Source organism: Streptomyces sp. NPDC026301, from assembly GCF_055567935.1.
On the sequence record NZ_JBVHPN010000001.1, the window covers coordinates 164,560 to 181,087 of the forward strand.

Below are 16,528 nucleotides of genomic sequence, written 5' to 3' on the forward strand. Positions count from 1 at the left end.
CCCGATCTCCTTCCGACGCGCCCGACTCCCTGCATCCCGCTCCGAGGAGCCCCCGCTGTGTACGGCAAAACCCTCATCCGCGCGGCCGCGGCCGCCTGCGCCCTCGCGCTGACCACCACCGCCTGCGGCCCGCAGACCGCGACCACCGCGCTCGGCGCCCGTCCCGCCTCCGGCGGCACCCTCGTGTACGCGACGGACCGCGAGCCGACCTGTCTGGACCCGCACGTCCAGGGCGACATGCCGCAGGCGTACGTCGCCATGCAGGTGCTGGACTCGCTGGTCGCGCTGGACGGGCGGGGCCAGGTGAGGCCCTGGCTCGCGACGTCGTGGCGGGTGTCGCCGGACGGCAAGGACTACACGTTCCGGCTGCGCAAGGACGTGCGGTTCACGGACGGTACGCGCTTCGACGCCGCCGCAGTGAAGGCCAACTTCGATCACATGGTGGATCCTGACACCCAGTCGGGCACGGCGGGCGGCTATCTCCAGCCGTACGAGCGGACGACGGTCGAGGGCCGCTGGACGGCGACCGTGCACCTCAAGCGGGCGTACTCGCCGCTGCTGCACATGCTTGCGCAGGCGTTCCTCGGCATGGAGTCGCCGAAAGCGCTGAAACGCAGCAAGGAGGCGAACTGCGCGGCGCCGGTGGGCACAGGGCCGTTCGTCGTGCGGCGCTGGAACCGCCAGAGCGATGTCGTCCTCGTACGGAACGACCGCTACAACTCGCCGCCGCCGTACGCGAAGCACCGCGGCCCGGCACATGTGCGCAAGGTCGTCTGGCGTTTCATCCCGGAGCCCGCGACGCGGTTCGCCGCGGTGCAGTCGGGCCAGGTCGATGTGATCGACGCGCTGCCGCCCGAGGACCAGCGGCTCGCGCAGCAGGACGAGCGGCTGCGGGTGGTCGTCCGCGACCGGCCCGGCAATCCGACGAACCTGGCGCTGAACACCGCGCGCCCGCCGTTCGACGACCGTCGCGTACGGGAGGCGTTCCTGCGCTCGGCGGATGTGCAGGACGGCCTGAAGAGCGTGTTCTTCGGGCAGTACCGGCGCGCGGGCGGGCCGCTCAGCTATGTCACGCAGGCGTACGACCCCGGGTACGAGAACGCCTGGACCTACGATCCGGCCGCCGCGGGCCGCCTCCTGGACCGGGCCGGCTGGACCGGGCGCGACAGCGCGGGCTACCGCACCCAGCACGGCCGCAGGCTCACCGCCGAGGTGCTGCTCAAGTCCGACATCAGCCCCAATCAACTGGCCCTGATGGAGCAGATCCAGGCGACCGCCAAGGCCGTCGGCTTCGACCTGCGGCTGCTGCGCCTGGACACCGCGACCGTCACGGACCGCTACAACAAGGGCGAGTACGACCTGCGGGACGGCTACTGGAACACCAACACGCCGGACGTGCTGCGCACGATGTTCGGCAGCGAGTACGCCGTCCGCAACGGCATCCACTCCAACTCCTCCTACGTACGCGACCCGAAGCTCGACGGTCTCCTGCGGGCCGCGCTCTCCAGCACCGACGAGGCCGAGCAGCGGCGGCTGTACGCCCGCGCCCAGCGCATCGTCTCGGCCGGCGCCTACCAGCTGACGCTCTATCCGCAGACGACCAGGCTCGCGGCGGGCCGTGCCTCGGCGCGCGGCGCCACGCTCGAACCGGCCCTGTCCCTGCCCTACCTCTACGACGCCTGGGTGGTCTCCCGATGACGCTCCACCGACAGATCGCCGCCCGGGTGGGCGGCGCCGCGCTGGTCCTGTGGGCCGCCGCGACCGTCACCTTCGCCGCCCTGCACCTGGTGCCCGGCGATCCGGTGATGGCGCTGCTGGGCGGCGGCGCGGGCAGCAACCCGACGCCCGAGACGATCGCCGCGACCCGGCACGCGTACGGCCTGGACCAGCCGCTGCCGCTCCAGTACGCACACCACCTCGGCCGCATCCTCACCGGCGACCTGGGCGTGTCCACCTCCCTCAAGGAGAACGTGGACACGGTCATCGCGGGCCAGCTGCCGGACACGATCGAACTGACCGTGACCGCGCTGCTGTTCGCGTGGGTACTGGCCGGGGCCGTGGTGCTGCTGTCGGTCGGCCGCGGGCGGTTCGCCGCGGCGCTGGGGTCGGGCCTGGAGACGGTCTCGGCCGGGCTGCCGCACTTCTGGCTGGGCGTGGTGCTGCTGTACGCCTTCGCGTTCCGGCTCGGCTGGTTCCCGGTCGCGGGCGGTACCGGCTTCGCCGGGCTCGTGCTGCCCGCGCTCACCCTCGCCGTGCCACTCGCGGGCTACCTCGGGCAGGTCACCCGTACCGCCCTGCTCACCGCGCTCGACCAGCCGTTCGTCACCTCGGCCCGGCTGCGCGGCATGAGCGCGGGCGCGGTGAAGGCCCGGCGGGCGCTGCGGCACGCGCTGCTGCCGCCGCTGACGCTGTCCGGCTGGGCGGTCGGCGCGCTCTTCAGCAGCGAGGTCGTCGTCGAGGCGGTGTTCGCGCGGCAGGGCATCGGGCGGGCGCTGCTGAACGCCGTACTCGCCCGTGACCTGCCGCTGACCACCGGCATCGTCCTGCTCATCGCGACGGTGTATGTGCTGGTCAACCTGATCGTCGACCTGGTGCACGCGGCCGTCGACCCCCGTGTCCGCACCTCCGTACGGGAGCTCCCCGCATGACCGCCCTCACCCTCTCGCCCGCCAGGACCCGCGCCCGGCCGTCCCTCCGCCCCGGAGCCGGCGCCGCCGCGCTCTTCCTCGTCCTCGTCGTCCTCGCGGCGATCTCCCCCGGGCTGCTCGCCACGCACGCGCCGGACGCGATCCGGCCCGCAGAATTCTTCCAACCGCCGTCAGCGGCACACTGGTTCGGCACCGACCAGAACGGCCGCGACGTGTACGCCCGCGTGGTCCACGGCGCCCGGCAGTCCCTCCTCATCGGCGTCAGCGCCACCGCGATCTCGCTCGGGCTGGGCACGCTGCTCGGACTGCTCGCCGCGCTCGGCGGGCGAGTGGCTGACTTCGTCGTCGGGCGGGTGCTGGAGGTGCTGTTCTCCTTCCCCGGTCTGCTGCTCGCGCTGCTGTTCATCGCGGTGTTCGGTACCGGCGTCACCACCGCGGCGATCGCGGTCGGCATCGGCGAGGCACCCGGGTACGCCCGGCTGATCCGCGCCCAGGCGTCCGGCGTCGTCCGGTCCGGGTACGTGGAGGCGGCCCACGGTCTGGGCCACCACCCGTTGCGTGTCGTCCGCCGTACCGTCTTCCCCAACGTGCTGCGTCCGCTGGTCGCGCTCGCCACGCTCGGCATCGGCCAGTCCGTGGTGTGGGCGTCCTCGCTCAGCTTTCTCGGGCTCGGCGCGCAGCCGCCCGCCGCCGAGTGGGGCGCGATGCTCGCCGACGGCCGCACCTACCTCCAACTGGCCTGGTGGGCCTCGCTCTTCCCCGGCCTGTTCATCGTCCTGACCACCCTGTCCACCACCGTGCTGGGCCGCCGGCTGCAGGCCCGGCTCGACTCCAGGAGCAGCTGATGAGCGACGTACCGATACTCGACGTCCGCAATCTGAGCGTGCGCTTCGGCGGCCGGCCCGTCGTACGGGACGTGTCCCTCACCGTACGTGCCGGCGAATCCCTCGCGCTCGTCGGCGAATCCGGCTCGGGCAAGAGCGTCACCGCACGCACGCTGGCGGGACTCACCGGCCCCGGCTCTCACGTCGCTGCGGAGCGGCTGGAGTTCGACGGGCAGGACGTACGCGCGTGGCGCGACCGGCGCTGGCGGGCGGTGCGCGGCCGGCGGGTCGGCTTCGTGCTGCAGGACGCGCTGGTCTCGCTCGATCCGTTGCGCCCGGTCGGCAAGGAGATCGAGGACGCGCTGCGGCTGCACGGCTACGGCAGCCGGGCCGCGCGGCGGGCACGCGTGCTGGAGGTGATGCGGGAGGCGGGCATCCCGGAGCCGGAGCTGCGCGCGGGGCAGCGCCCGCACGAGCTGTCCGGCGGGCTGCGGCAGCGCGCGCTGATCGCCTCGGCGCTCGCCCTGGATCCACCGCTGCTGATCGCCGACGAGCCGACCACGGCCCTGGACGCGACCGTACAGGCACAGATCCTGGACCTGTTCGCGTCGGCGGCGGGCCGGGGCCGGGCGCTGTTGTTCATCAGCCACGACCTGGCGGCGGTGGAACGGATCGCGGACCGGGTGGCGGTCATGCGGGACGGCGAGATCGTCGAGCAGGGCCCGGTGGAGTCAGTACTGACGCGCCCTCAGCATCCCTATACACAGCAGCTGTTGGCAGCCCGACCGGGCGCTCGACCAGGCGCCCGGAGCGTCCGGAAGCCGGGGCACGGGGACGTCGTCCTCAAGGCCGACCGGCTGTCCAAGTCCTACCGCGGGCGCCGCGTGGTCACGGACGTCTCCTTCGAGCTGCGGGCCGGGCAGACCCTCGGCATCGTGGGCGAGTCCGGCTCCGGCAAGTCCACCACCGCGCGGATCGCGCTGGGCCTGACAGCGCCGGACGCGGGCAAGGTCACGTTGCACGGCGAGCCGTGGAGCACCGTACGGGAACGCGACCGGCGCGCCCGCAGACCCGGCATCCAGCACGTGCATCAGGATCCGCTCAGCTCCTTCGACCCGCGCTGGACGGTGCGGCGTACCCTCGCCGACGCGGTGCGGGTGGCGGACCCCCACGGCGATCCGGTCGACCGCGTCGAGGAGCTGGCCGCCCAGGTCGGCCTCCCCCTGGACACGCTCGACCGGCACCCCCTCCACCTCTCCGGCGGGCAGCGGCAGCGCGTCGCGATCGCCCGCGCGCTCGCGCCCCGCCCGCGGGTGCTCGTGCTGGACGAACCCGTCTCGGCGCTCGACGTCTCCATCCAGGCGCAGGTCCTGGACCTGCTGACCGATCTGCAGCGGGCACTGGGCGTGGCCTATCTGTTCATCTCCCACGACCTGGGCGTCGTCCGGCAGCTCAGCGACGACGTGCTGGTCATGAAGGACGGCCGGGCCGTCGAGTCCGGCCCCGCCGACGCCCTCTTCCGCGCCCCCCGGCACCCCTACACGCAACGGCTGCTGTCCGCCGCCCTGCCCGCCTTCGACACAGAACTGGCCTCATGATGACCGACCGCCCCGCTCCCCGGCCGCTCCGCTTCAACGCCTTCGCGATGCACTGCGTCTCGCACATCAACCACGGCCAGTGGGTACGCCAGGACACCCGCCAGCTGGACTACGCGGACCTGGACACCTGGGTCGAGCTGGCCCGCATCCTGGAGCGCGGCCGCTTCGACGCCCTCTTCCTCGCCGATGTCGTCGGCCCGTACGAGACCTTCGGGGGCGGCCGCGGGACCGCCGTCCGCGAGGGACTGCAGATTCCGGTGAACGACCCGTCGCTGCTGGCCGCGGCGCTGGCCGGGGCCACCGAGCACCTGGGCCTGGCCTTCACCCAGTCCGTACTGCAGGAGGCCCCGTACGGCTTCGCGCGCCGGCTGAGCACCCTGGACCATCTGACCAAGGGCCGGGTGGCGTGGAACGTCGTCACGTCGTACCTGGAGGGCGCCGGGCGCAACTTCGGGTTCGGCTCGCTGCCCCTGCACGCCGACCGGTACGCCCGCGCGCACGAGTACGTCGACGTGCTGTACCAGCTCCTGGAGGGCAGCTGGGAAGAGGACGCGGTGGTGCGGGACACCGAGCGCCGTATCCACGCCGATCCGGCGAAGATCCACGATGTACGGCACAAGGGCACGTACTACGAAGTGGACGGGCCGCACCTGTCCGAGCCGTCACCGCAGCGCACCCCGCTGCTCTTCCAGGCCGGCTCCTCCGAGGCGGGCCGGGAGTTCGCGGCCACCCACGCCGAGGCCGTCTTCCTCGGCGCGATCTCGCCGGAGGGCGCGAAGGCGCAGGTGGAGGACGTACGGGCGCGAGCGGTGCGGCACGGCCGCGCCCCCGGCGACCTCCTCTTCTTCCAGGGTCTGACGCTGATCGTGGGCAGTACGGAGGCGGAGGCGCGGCGCAAGCGCGCGGAGTACGAGGAGTACGCCAGCTTCGACGGGTTCGCCGCGCACCTGTCGGGCTCGCTGGGCATCGACCTCGCGCAGATCGACTTCGACGAGCCGATCGGCGAGATCGACACGAACGGGGTGAAGGGGTTCGTGCGGGCGCTGATCGAGGGGGCGCCGGACAAGACGTGGACGTTCGGGGAGGCGCTGCGGGCGCGCGCCTGGACCCGGCCGCTGTCCGGCACGCCCGAGCAGCTGGCCGACGCGCTGGAGACCTGGCGGGCCGCCGGCATCGACGGCATCAACCTCAGTTACGTCACCACGCCGGGCAGCTTCGCGGACTTCGCCGACCACCTCGCGCCCGTGCTGCAGGAGCGCGGGCTGCTGAAGCGGGAGTACGCGCCGGGGACGCTGCGGGAGAAGCTGTTCGGGCGGGGTGCCCGGCTGCCGGAGACGCACCCGGCAGCCGGGTACCGGATCAGTCCAGCCCGCCCCGCTTGACCAGCTGTGCGGCGATGACGTTCCGCTGGATCTCGTTGGTGCCCTCGCCGACGATCATCAGCGGGGCGTCGCGGAAGTACCGCTCGACGTCGTACTCCGTGGAGTAGCCGTAACCGCCGTGGATGCGCACGGCGTTGAGGGCGATCTCCATCGCCGTCTCGGAGGCGAAGAGCTTGGCCATGCCGGCTTCCATGTCGACGCGGCGGTCCGCGTCCGCCTCGCGGGCCGCGTGCAGGGTGAGCTGCCGGGCCGCGGTCAGCTTGGTGGCCATGTCGGCGAGGTAGTTGCCGATGGACTGGTGCTTCCAGATGGGCTTGCCGAAGGACTCGCGCTCCTGGGCGTAGGCGAGGGAGTCCTCCAGCGCTGCCCGGCCCACGCCCAGCGCGCGGGCCGCCACCTGGAGGCGGCCGGTCTCCAGGCCCTTCATCATCTGCCCGAAGCCCTTGCCCTCGGTACCGCCGAGCACGGCGTCCGGCGCGGCGCGGTAGCCGTCGAAGGACAGCTCGCAGCTCTCGACGCCCTTGTAGCCGAGCTTGGGCAGGTCGCGGGAGACGGTGAGACCCGGGCCGTGCTCGACGAGGAGGATGGAGATGCCGTGGTGGGCGGGGGTGGCGTCCGGGTCGGTCTTGCAGAGCAGGGCGATCAGCCCGGAGCGGCGGGAGTTGGTGATCCAGGTCTTGGAGCCGTTGACGACGTAGCCCTGGTCGTCCTTGCGGGCGGTGGTGCGCATGGCCTGGAGGTCGGAGCCGCCGCCGGGTTCGGTGAGTGCCATGGTGGCGCGGATCTCGCCGGTGGCCAGCTTCGGGAGGTACCGCCGCTTCTGCTCCTCCGTGCCGAAGAGCAGCAGCAGCTTGGCGACGACGGTGTGGCCGCCCATCGCGCCGGCCAGGCTCATCCAGCCGCGCGCCAGTTCCTCGGTGACCAGGACGTAGCAGGGCGTGGAGACCTTGGTGCCGCCGTACTCCTCGGGGATGGCGAGCCCGTAGATGCCGAGCTCCTTCATCTTCTCGATGAGCGCTTCGGGATAGGTGTTGGCGTGCTCCAGCTCCTGGACGACGGGCTTGACGTCCTTGTTGACGAAGTCGTGCACGGTCTCGACGACGAACCGCTCGTCCTCGGGGAGGGTGTCCAGGGTGCTCATGCGGGGTTCCTTCGAAGAGTCCGGGTCAGATGACGGAGTCGGCACGGAGGGCGGCCAGGTCCTCCGGTGTACGGCCGAGCGCGGTGAGGATCGCGTCGGTGTGTTCGCCGACGGCCGGTACGGGGTCCATGCGGGCGGTGAGTCCGGCGAGGTCGGCGGGCGGGAGGAGGGCCTGCACGGTGGCGCCGGGGACGGCGACCTCGCGCCAGCGGTCCCGGCCTTCCAGGACCGGGTGGTCCAGGAATTCCGCGACGGAGTTGACCCCGGCGTTGGCGACGCCGATCTCCTCCAGGACCTTCATGATGTCCGCGGCGTCGGAGCGGGCGAAGCGCTCGGCGACGATCGCGTTGAGCGCGTCGCGGTGGGCGACGCGCGCCGATCCGGTGGCGAACCGCGGGTCGTCGACGAGTTCGGGCCGACCGAGGAACTCCCGGCACAGCGCCGTCCACTCCCGCTCGTTCTGGATCGAGAAGAGCACGTCCTTGCCGTCCGCCGCGGTGTAGGCGCCGTACGGGGCGATGGTCGCGTGCTGGGTGCCGACGCGCGGCGGCTGGCTGCCGCTGTGCCGGGTGTAGTACGCGGGCTGGCTCATCCACTCCGAGAGCGCTTCGAAGAGCGAGACCTCCACCGGGCGGACGGTCCCGGTGGTGGCGCGGGCGAAGAGGGCGGTGAGGATGCCGCTGTAGGCGTACATCCCGGCGGAGATGTCGGCGACGGACACACCGACCCGGGCGGCCTCGTCGGCGCTGCCGGTGAGCGAGACCAGGCCGGTCTGACACTGGACGAGCAGGTCGTACGCCTTGCGGTCCGCCCACGGGCCGGTGGTGCCGTAGCCGGAGACCGTGCAGGGGATCAGCCGCGGATAGCGGGCGGTGAGCGCGTCGGTGCCGAGGCCGAGGCGGTCGGCGGCACCGGGGGCGAGGTTCTGTACGAACACATCGGCCTCGGCGAGGAGTTGGTGCAGTATTTCCCGGCCGCGCTCGTCCTTGAGGTCCAGGGTGAGGCTTTCCTTGGAGCGGTTCAGCCAGACGAAATAGCTGGAGTGGCCGTGCACGGTGGTGTCGTAGCGGCGGGCGAAGTCGCCGTCACCGGGGCGCTCGATCTTGATGACGCGGGCGCCGAGGTCGGCGAGCTGGCGGGTGGCGAAGGGGGCCGCCACCGCCTGCTCGATGCTGACGACGGTGATGCCTTCAAGGGGGCGCTGCTGGTGCTTGCGTTGCTGATGCTCGCCTTGCTGATTCCCCATCAGGACTCCTTGCCCGTACGGCCGGTGGCGGCGGGGAACGCCGTCCGCATCAGCTCGGCCGCTCCCTCCCACGTGATGCCCGCGAGCAGGTCCGGTACGTCGGGGCCGCAGGCGGCGAACTTGGCCCGCAACTCGCCGTCGGTGGGCGGACGTTGCGGGGAGCCGGGCGGCAGGGCCAGTACCGAGTGCAGGGCCGTGCCGTCGGCGAAGTCGAGGCGGAGGGCGACCTCGCCGTCGAGGAGGGTGGTGGTCTCGCCGGGCCGCCGGTCGACAGTGACCTGCCCGACGAGCTTCTGCGCTGCGGGGCGGCTCACGGCCTCGTCGGTGAAGCTGTCGAAGCCGGGATAGGCGTCGAGGAGCGCGGTGGCAACGGCGTACGGCATGGAGAACTTGCCCTCCAGGCCGGTGCCGGGCCGGTCATGGATGAGGGGGTGGACGGTGCCCGCCGGGGTGGTGACGGTGACGCCCGTGAGCTCTCCGTGCACCTGGTCGCGGATCTCGCGGAGCGCGGCGATCGGGCGCTGCATGGCGTAGCAGCAGGGGTACATCTTGATCGCGAGACCGCCGGGGACGGCCGGGGCCACGGGGAAGTCGGTGGCGGGGGTGCCGCCGACGCGCGTCAGCCAGGCGTCCAGGGCGCGCGGGTCGGCGGTGGCGCCCGCCTGCGCGAGCCGTGCGGCCCGTACGCCGGCGTCCGCGGCGAAGCCGACCTGCAGGGACTTGCTGTGCGTGCCGAACGCCTCCTGGACGCCGCCGGCCGCGGGCACGGCGAGCGCCATGGCGGTGGCGAGCTGCTCAGGGTCGAGCCCGAGGGCGACACCGGCCGCGACGGCGGCGGCCGGGGCGCCCGCGGTGCAGGTCGCGTGCCAGCCGTTGGCGTAGTGGCCCCAGCCGAGCATCGCGCCGAGCCGGGCCATGACGCCGGCGCCCGCGAGGTAGGCGCGCGCGTCGCCGCCGGCGGCGAGCACGGCCGGGACGGTGACCACGGAGATGTGCGTGGTGGTCTCGATGTGCAGATCGTCGAAGTCCAGTACGTGCGCCATGGCCGCCCAGCGGGCCGCGTCCGGGAGCGGGGCGGCGATCGGCTGCAGCGGGTGCGCGCGGGCGGCCAGGGCGACGGCGACGGTGTCGGCCAGCGCGCGCCCTGCGAGCGCCAGGTCGTCGGGGTCTGCCCGGTGGTCGTGGGCCCACTGGGCGAGGGCTCGGGCGGCGGTCATGCGATCCCCTCCGTGGTGCGGCGGCCGTCGGCGGTCCGGCCGACGACTCCTCTGCCGAGGATTTGTACGGCCAAATGATCGCCGTGTCAACGGTGCCGGAGGTGCCCCGCGATTCCCCGCCCACCCTTGAGTACCAGGCCCTTGACGCCGCCGTGAGCCGGGCCACAGAATGCCGACGCCATCCGTCGAGCCGCTTTGTACGGAGCGATGCCGTACATGCCCGCGCTAAATGGCCGCCCGTTTCTGGGACCCCTTTGGAGGTAGGTCAGTGACGACCCCATCCCCCGCCCTCGCCGCGCTGAGCGGGGCACCGATCGGCCGGACGCACCGAAGAGTGCTCCTGATCATCAGCGCGATGTTCCTGTTCGACCTCGCCGACCTGAACACCTTCGCCTTCGCGGCCCCGGCGATCCGCGCCGTGCACGGCTTCACCGTCCAGGACGTGGCCCTGGTGACCGCCATGAGCTTCGCCGGCATGGCGGTCGGCGCCGTCCTCGGCGGCCGCGCCGCCGACCTGCTCGGCCGCCGCCTCGGCATGTCCGCCGCCGTGGCCGTCTTCTCGGCCGCCTCGCTGCTCAACGCCGTGGTCTCCACGCCCGGCCCGATGGCCGCGGCCCGCGCGCTCACCGGCTTCGGCCTCGGCGCGATGACCGCCATCGCGATCTCCTACCTCTCCGAGGTCACCCCGGCCACCCACCGCGGGCGCTTCCAGGCCGTGGCCCTCGGTGTCGGCCTCGTCGGCATCCCGCTGGTCGCCTTCACCGCCCGCGGGATCACCGTCTCGCACCCCACGGCCTGGCGCTGGCTCTTCGTCGCCGGGGCGCTCGGCTTCCTGCTGCTCCCGCTGGTCCTGCGACTGCCGGAGTCGCCGCGCTGGCTGCTCTCCCGGGGCCGGACCTCGGAGGCCGCGGAGGCCGTGCGCCGCTTCGTACCGGACTTCCGCGACGGACAGGAGCAGTCGTCCGAGCCCACCCCCGCCGCTCGGCCCAAGGCCCGCTTCCGCGATCTCTTCGCGCCTGCCCAGCGCCGCAACTCGGTCGTCATCATGATCGTGTGGGTCTTCGCGCTGACCGGCTTCTACGGTTTCCAGTCCTGGGTGCCGACCCTGCTGGCCGACCGCGGCCAGGACTTCGCCCAGTCGATGACCATGTCGGCGATCACCACCATCGGCGCGGTGCCCGGCGCGTTCCTCGCCACCCCGTTCATCGACCGCTTCTCGCGCAAACACCTCGCCGTGGCGCTCGGCCTGGTCGTCGCCGCCGTCGGCATCGGTTACGGGCTGAGCACCAGCACCGGGGCCGTCATGGTCTTCGGCGTACTGGTCGCCGCGCTCAGCCAGGCGTACATCGCCGTCCTGTACTCCTACACGCCCGAGCACTTCCCCACCGCGCTGCGCACCGCGGGCTCCGGCCTCGGCAACGGCGCAGGGCGGGCCGCCAACATCGTCGCTCCCCTGGTCATCGCGGCCGTCTACACGACGCCGCAGCTCGGTTACGTGGGCGTCTTCGCCTTCGTCGCCGGGGCCTGGCTGATCGCCACCCTCACCGTCGCGTTCTTCGGCATCGACACGCGGGACCGGGCGCTGGAGGACCTGCACGGCCGCCCGGCGCAGGAGGATCCGGTACGCCCCGGCTCCCCCAGCCCGGCCGCCACCCGCTGACCCGGCCCACCCCCGACCCGTACAGACAGGAGCCCCCATGTCCGGCGCCCCCGCCGACTTCAGCGTCCTCGAAGAGACCGCCCGCAGCTGGCACCCGGCCGACACCGGCGCCACCGACCCCCTCGACCCCGCCCCGGTCGCCGCGCTCTCCGCCGTACTGGACCTGCCGGAGCCGGTGGCCGCCGCCGGGCAGCCGCTGCCGCCGCTGTGGCACTGGCTGCACTTCCTGACCTGGGCCCGCCAGAGCGAGCTGGGTCCGGACGGGCACCTGCGCGACGGCCACTTCCTGCCGCCGCTGCCCGAGCGGCGCCGGATGTTCGCGGGCGGCCGCCTGGAGGTCCGTACGCCCCTGACCGTCGGCCGGCCCGCCGAGCAGACCAGCCGCGTGGCCAAGGTGCAGGCGAAGCGGGGCCGCACCGGCGGGCTGCTGTTCGTCACCGTACGCACCGAGTTCCGGCAGGACGGCGAGGTGCGGGTGGCCGAGGAGCAGGACATCGTCTACCGCAGCGGCGGCGACGCGCCCGTACCGGACCGGATCGTCCTCGACCCCGGCGCCGAGCCGCACGGCGACGCGCCCTGGCAACTGCCGTGGACCACCGACCCGGCCGTCCTCTTCCGCGTCAGCGCGCTGACCGCCAACGCGCACCGCATCCACTACGACGAGCCCTACGTCACCGGGGTCGAGGGCTACCCGGGCCTGGTCGTGCACGGCCCGCTGCTCGTCCTGCAGATGCTGGAGCTGGTCCGCCGCCGCGCGCCCGAGCGCACCGTCCGCACCCTGTCCTACCGGCTGCGCACCCCGTCGTTCTGCGGCGAGCGGCTGCTGTCCTGCGGCACGCCGTACGAGGACGGCGACGCGTCGGGCGTACGGCTGTCGGTGGCCGGGCCGCGCGCGGCGGAGCACGCCACGGCGGAGGTGACGTTCGCATGACCGGCACCGGGGCACCCTCGTACGCGCAGGCGCTCGCCGCGGCGCGCAGCCTGCTCTTCGTCCCAGGGCATCGCGCCGACCGGTTCGCGAAGGCGGCAGCGGCGGGCGCCGACGGGGTGATCGTGGACCTGGAGGACGCGGTCGCGCCGGACGGGAAGGACGCCGCGCGGGACGACGTGGCCAGGTGGCTGGCGGGCGGCGCGCGGGCCGTGGTGCGGGTCAACGCGCCGGGCACCGAGTGGTTCGAGGCCGATCTCGCGATGGCGGCGGCGCACGGCGCGCCCGTCATGCTGCCCAAGGCCGAGGACCCGGCCGTACTGGAATCGATCGCCTGCCGGACGGGCGGCAGGAGCCCGGTACTGGCGCTGATCGAGACCGCGGCCGGGGTGGAGAACGCCGCCGCGCTGTGCCGCGCCCCGAACCTCCTCCGGGCCGCCTTCGGCAACATCGACCTGGCGGCCGATCTCGGCGTGGACCCCGACGACCACCAGGCGCTGGCGTACGCGCGCTCGCGGGTGGTCTGCGCCTCGGCGGCGGCCGGGCTCGCGCCGCCGCTCGACGGCGTCACCGCCGACCTCTCGGCCGACGGCCCGCTCCCCGCGGACATCGCCCACGCCCGCCGGCTGGGCTTCGCCGGCAAGCTCTGCATCCACCCGCGTCAACTCGACGCCGTACACGAAGGGTTCACTCCGTCGGCGACCGAACGGGACTGGGCGCTGCGGGTACTGGCGGCGGGCGAGGCGGTCACCGTGGTCGACGGGCGGATGGTGGACCGCCCGGTACTGGAGCGGGCCCGTCGCATCCTGGGCGCCGGCGGCGGCTGAGCGGCCGTCCCCGCAGGTGACCCGCCCGTTCCGCGGCCGATAAGCTGGCCGTCCTTTCCTGTCCGGCCTGTCCGGACCGATCCGAACGGCGACGAGGATGTGATGGCGGCCAACAAGCCGGCCCGTGGGCGGTCCGCGTATCAGCAGCTGGCGGACGATCTGCGCACGGACCTCGCGGGCGACCGGTACCCCAAGGGGGTACGGCTGCCGACCGAGGCCGAGCTGGCCGAGACGTACCGGGTCAGCCGCCAGACCGTGCGCCGCGCCTTCCACGACCTGGTCGCCGAGGGCCTGGTGTACCGCGTCCCCGGGCGCGGCACGTTCGCCGCGCCGCGCGACGGCCGGTACGTCCGCAGGTTCGGCTCGGTGGACGACCTGATGGGGCTGTCCCTGGACACCACCATGCAGCTGTCCAGCCCGCTGCGGCGACGCGTGGACATCGACGCGGCCGGACGGCTGCGGCTGGACAGCGACATGGTGCACACCCTCGCCTTCCGCCGGTTCCACGACGACGTGCCGTTCTGCCACACCACGGTATGGCTGCCGCCGGACGTCGGCGAGACGCTGGCGGGCGTCGGCCAGCTCACCGAGACCGGCGCGCGCTCCACGTTCACCATCATCGGCCTGCTGGACGACCGGCTGGACTCGCCGATCACCGAGGCCGAGCAGTCCATCACGGTCGCGCCGGCGCCGGACGCCGTCGCGGAGGAGCTGGCGTGCGCGCCGCACCACCCGCTGCTGCGCATCGACCGCCTCTACACGACCTCCGAGGGCCGCCGCGTCGAGCTGGCCATCAGCTACTTCCTGCCCGAGCAGTACTCCTACCGGGTGCGACTGCGGCGCTGACGCCGTTACGCCCTTACGCCAGCGGTACGTCCAGGATCGCCTTCCGGTGGCTGAACGTGGCGATGGAGTGCGGGCCGTGGTAGGCGCCCATCCCGCTCTCGCCGACGCCGCCGAAGGGCAGGTCGGGGACGCGGAGGTGGGCCATCGGCATACCGAAGCCGAGGCCGCCCGAGGAGGTCTCGGTGGCGAGCCGGCGGCGCGTGGCCTCGTTCTCGGTGAAGCCGTAGAGGGCCAGCGGCTTGTCCCGGTCGTTGATGAACGCGATCGCCTCGTCCAGGTCCGCGACCTCGACGATCGGCAGCACCGGGCCGAAGATCTCCTCCTGCATGACCGGCGCCTGGGGGCTCACGTCGGCCAGTACGGTCGGCGCGAGGTACTTGCGCGCGCGGTCGTGGCCGCCGCCGGTGACGGTGCGGCCGGAGTCGAGCAGGCCGGTCAGCCGGTCGAAGTGGCGGTGGTTGATGATCCGGCCGTACGCGGGCGAGGCCGCCGGGTCGGGTCCGTACAGCTCCTCGACGGCCTCGGCGAGCGCGACTTGGAGGGCCTTGGAGGTCTCCGGGTCGGTCAGGACGTAGTCGGGGGCCACGCACGTCTGGCCGGCGTTCTGGAACTTGGCGCGGGCCAGCCGCTGTGCCGTGCGCGTCACGTCCGCGTCCCGGTCCACGAACGCCGGTGACTTGCCGCCCAGTTCGAGCGTCACCGGCGTGAGGTGCTCGGCGGCGGCGCGCATGACGATCCGGCCGACCGTGCCGTTGCCGGTGTAGAAGATGTGGTCGAAGCGCTGGGCGAGGAGTGCGGTGGTCTCCGGTACGCCGCCCTCGACGACGGCGACCGCGTCGGTGTCCAGGTACTCCGGCAGCAGCCGGGCCAGCAGCGCCGAGGTCGCCGGGGCCAGCTCGCTGGGCTTGGCGACGACGGTGTTGCCCGCCGCGAGCGCGCCCGCGAGCGGGACGAGCAGCAGCTGCGCGGGGTAGTTCCAGGGCGCGATGACCAGGACGACGCCGAGCGGGTCGTACCGGGTGCCCGCCGAGCTGCCGGCGGGGAAGCCCTCGGCGGACAGCGCGACCGGCGTGGGCCGCAGCCACTCCTCCAGGTGCTCCAGGGTGTGGTCGATCTCCCGGATCGGGAAGTCCACCTCGGCGCCGAACGCCTCCGCCTCGCTCTTGCCCAGGTCCGCATGGAGGGCGGCGGCGAGGTCCGCGCGGTGTTCGGTGAGCAGCGTACGGAGCTTCCAGAGCTGCTGCGCTCGCCACTCCAGGGAACGGGTGCGGCCGCCGCGGAAGGTGGCACGCAGCCGGGCGACGAGGTCGGCGGGGGCCTCGGCGGTCCCGGCGGCTGCTGCGGGGGCTTCGGCGGAGGTGGCGGGTGAGCCGGTCATGCGGTGCTCGATTCGTTCAGGGTGGTGCGTGCGATCGACCATGCACAGCGTCGGCGCGGAAGGATTCATTCCGCGCCGGGTCGGAAAAGGGGCCCGGTCAGCCCAGTGCCTTGACCATCTCCGCGGCGAGCGGGCCGGAGGAGGCCGGGTTCTGGCCGGTGACGAGGTTGCGGTCGGTGCGGACGTACGGCGCCCACGGCTCGCCCTCGCGGAAGTCCGTGCCGAGCTCCACCAGGCGATCCTGGAGCAGCCACGGCGCCTTATCGGCGAAGCCGGCCTGCTGCTCCTCGGCGTTGGTGAAGGCGGTGAGGCGGTACCCGGCGAACGGCGAGGCGCCGTCGGGGCCGCGGGTGGCCAGCAGCGCGGCCGGGCCGTGGCAGACGAGGCCCAGCGGCCTGCCCGAGGCCAGCGCGTCGGTCAGTACCCGGCCCGAGTCCTCGTTCGTGGCGAGGTCCTCCATCGGGCCGTGGCCGCCGGGGTAGAAGACGGCCGCGTAGCCGGCCACGTCGACCTGCTCCAGCTTGACCGGGCTGCGCAGCGGGTCCATCGACTGGAGCGCGGCGGCGACCGCGTCCGCGCCCTCCTGGCCGCCGTTGACCTCCGGGGCCAGGCTGGCCGGGTCCAGTGTGGGCAGCACGCCGCCGGGCGTGGCGACCACGACCTCGTGGCCGGCCTCGGTGAACGCCCGGTACGGGGCCACCACCTCTTCGCCCCAGAAGCCGGTGGGGTGCCGGGTGCCGTCGGCCAGCGTCCAGTGGTCGGCGCCGGTCAGCACGAAAAGGATCTTCGCCATGTCGGTCCTCCGGGTCCTTCGGTTCCTTCGGTTCCGCGCG

14 protein-coding genes are annotated in these 16,528 nt (G+C 73.2%); 9 read left to right on the forward strand and 5 right to left on the reverse strand.

The annotated features are described in order from the left end of the window. Window positions 1-57: 57 nt before the first annotated feature. The 5 genes from ACZ4MH_RS00735 to ACZ4MH_RS00755 are packed head-to-tail and all read left to right on the forward strand — an operon-like array spanning window position 58 to window position 6,452. Window positions 58-1,698 (forward strand): ABC transporter substrate-binding protein, encoded by a 1,641-nt coding sequence (locus ACZ4MH_RS00735; protein ID WP_351586584.1) that lies wholly within the window; start codon window positions 58-60, stop codon window positions 1,696-1,698. Continuing rightward, window positions 1,695-2,648: an ABC transporter permease gene (locus tag ACZ4MH_RS00740; RefSeq protein ID WP_351586582.1), complete on the forward strand. Its 954-nt coding sequence runs from the start codon at window positions 1,695-1,697 to the stop codon at window positions 2,646-2,648. The genes ACZ4MH_RS00735 and ACZ4MH_RS00740 overlap by 4 nt, the downstream gene beginning before the upstream one ends. Next, window positions 2,645-3,493 (forward strand): ABC transporter permease, encoded by an 849-nt coding sequence (locus tag ACZ4MH_RS00745; protein ID WP_351586580.1) that lies wholly within the window; start codon window positions 2,645-2,647, stop codon window positions 3,491-3,493. The genes ACZ4MH_RS00740 and ACZ4MH_RS00745 overlap by 4 nt, the downstream gene beginning before the upstream one ends. After that, window positions 3,493-5,070, forward strand: a complete 1,578-nt coding sequence (locus ACZ4MH_RS00750) for an ABC transporter ATP-binding protein (protein ID WP_351586578.1) — start codon at window positions 3,493-3,495, stop codon at window positions 5,068-5,070. The genes ACZ4MH_RS00745 and ACZ4MH_RS00750 overlap by 1 nt, the downstream gene beginning before the upstream one ends. Then, a complete protein-coding gene (locus tag ACZ4MH_RS00755) occupies window positions 5,067-6,452 on the forward strand; it encodes an LLM class flavin-dependent oxidoreductase (protein ID WP_351586576.1) in 1,386 nt (461 codons plus the stop codon). The genes ACZ4MH_RS00750 and ACZ4MH_RS00755 overlap by 4 nt, the downstream gene beginning before the upstream one ends. On the opposite strand, the gene ACZ4MH_RS00760 is transcribed toward ACZ4MH_RS00755, so the two are convergent. The 3 genes from ACZ4MH_RS00760 to ACZ4MH_RS00770 are packed head-to-tail and all read right to left on the reverse strand — an operon-like array spanning window position 6,430 to window position 10,056. After that, on the reverse strand, window positions 6,430-7,593 hold the full coding sequence (locus tag ACZ4MH_RS00760) for an acyl-CoA dehydrogenase family protein (protein ID WP_351586574.1): 1,164 nt from the start codon (window positions 7,591-7,593) through the stop codon (window positions 6,430-6,432). The genes ACZ4MH_RS00755 and ACZ4MH_RS00760 overlap by 23 nt on opposite strands. A 25-nt stretch (window positions 7,594-7,618) precedes the next feature. Next, entirely contained in the window at window positions 7,619-8,839 is a 1,221-nt protein-coding gene (locus ACZ4MH_RS00765; protein ID WP_351586572.1) for a CaiB/BaiF CoA transferase family protein, read from the reverse strand. Next, window positions 8,839-10,056: an MmgE/PrpD family protein gene (locus ACZ4MH_RS00770; protein ID WP_351586570.1), complete on the reverse strand. Its 1,218-nt coding sequence runs from the start codon at window positions 10,054-10,056 to the stop codon at window positions 8,839-8,841. The genes ACZ4MH_RS00765 and ACZ4MH_RS00770 overlap by 1 nt, the downstream gene beginning before the upstream one ends. A gap of 268 nt (window positions 10,057-10,324) precedes the next feature. Between ACZ4MH_RS00770 and ACZ4MH_RS00775 the strand changes: the two genes are divergently transcribed. The 4 genes from ACZ4MH_RS00775 (at window position 10,325) to ACZ4MH_RS00790 (ending at window position 14,317) form a co-directional block, all read left to right on the forward strand. Further along, window positions 10,325-11,716: an MFS transporter gene (locus ACZ4MH_RS00775; protein WP_351586568.1), complete on the forward strand. Its 1,392-nt coding sequence runs from the start codon at window positions 10,325-10,327 to the stop codon at window positions 11,714-11,716. Between the two features lie 37 nt (window positions 11,717-11,753). Next, entirely contained in the window at window positions 11,754-12,647 is an 894-nt protein-coding gene (locus ACZ4MH_RS00780; protein WP_351586566.1) for an HTD2 family dehydratase, read from the forward strand. Further along, window positions 12,644-13,471: an HpcH/HpaI aldolase/citrate lyase family protein gene (locus tag ACZ4MH_RS00785; RefSeq protein ID WP_351586564.1), complete on the forward strand. Its 828-nt coding sequence runs from the start codon at window positions 12,644-12,646 to the stop codon at window positions 13,469-13,471. Before ACZ4MH_RS00780 ends, ACZ4MH_RS00785 begins: the two co-directional genes overlap by 4 nt. Window positions 13,472-13,573: 102 nt before the next feature. Further along, window positions 13,574-14,317 (forward strand): GntR family transcriptional regulator, encoded by a 744-nt coding sequence (locus ACZ4MH_RS00790; RefSeq protein WP_351586562.1) that lies wholly within the window; start codon window positions 13,574-13,576, stop codon window positions 14,315-14,317. Between the two features lie 13 nt (window positions 14,318-14,330). On the opposite strand, the gene ACZ4MH_RS00795 is transcribed toward ACZ4MH_RS00790, so the two are convergent. Further along, window positions 14,331-15,695, reverse strand: coding sequence for an aldehyde dehydrogenase family protein (locus ACZ4MH_RS00795; RefSeq protein WP_351586560.1), 1,365 nt, complete (start codon window positions 15,693-15,695; stop codon window positions 14,331-14,333). Window positions 15,696-15,792: 97 nt separating this feature from the next. Beyond that, entirely contained in the window at window positions 15,793-16,488 is a 696-nt protein-coding gene (locus ACZ4MH_RS00800; RefSeq protein WP_351586558.1) for a type 1 glutamine amidotransferase domain-containing protein, read from the reverse strand. Window positions 16,489-16,528 lie beyond the last annotated feature (40 nt).

Coding starts and splice junctions, on each gene's coding strand:
- ACZ4MH_RS00755 (WP_351586576.1), top strand. CDS start 5,067: ATGATGACCGACCGCCCCGCTCCCCGGCCGCTCCGCTTCAACGCCTTC.
- ACZ4MH_RS00770 (WP_351586570.1), bottom strand. CDS start 10,056: ATGACCGCCGCCCGAGCCCTCGCCCAGTGGGCCCACGACCACCGGGCA.
- ACZ4MH_RS00795 (WP_351586560.1), bottom strand. CDS start 15,695: ATGACCGGCTCACCCGCCACCTCCGCCGAAGCCCCCGCAGCAGCCGCC.
- ACZ4MH_RS00790 (WP_351586562.1), top strand. CDS start 13,574: ATGGCGGCCAACAAGCCGGCCCGTGGGCGGTCCGCGTATCAGCAGCTG.
- ACZ4MH_RS00745 (WP_351586580.1), top strand. CDS start 2,645: ATGACCGCCCTCACCCTCTCGCCCGCCAGGACCCGCGCCCGGCCGTCC.
- ACZ4MH_RS00785 (WP_351586564.1), top strand. CDS start 12,644: ATGACCGGCACCGGGGCACCCTCGTACGCGCAGGCGCTCGCCGCGGCG.
- ACZ4MH_RS00760 (WP_351586574.1), bottom strand. CDS start 7,593: ATGAGCACCCTGGACACCCTCCCCGAGGACGAGCGGTTCGTCGTCGAG.
- ACZ4MH_RS00750 (WP_351586578.1), top strand. CDS start 3,493: ATGAGCGACGTACCGATACTCGACGTCCGCAATCTGAGCGTGCGCTTC.
- ACZ4MH_RS00800 (WP_351586558.1), bottom strand. CDS start 16,488: ATGGCGAAGATCCTTTTCGTGCTGACCGGCGCCGACCACTGGACGCTG.
- ACZ4MH_RS00740 (WP_351586582.1), top strand. CDS start 1,695: ATGACGCTCCACCGACAGATCGCCGCCCGGGTGGGCGGCGCCGCGCTG.
- ACZ4MH_RS00765 (WP_351586572.1), bottom strand. CDS start 8,839: ATGGGGAATCAGCAAGGCGAGCATCAGCAACGCAAGCACCAGCAGCGC.
- ACZ4MH_RS00780 (WP_351586566.1), top strand. CDS start 11,754: ATGTCCGGCGCCCCCGCCGACTTCAGCGTCCTCGAAGAGACCGCCCGC.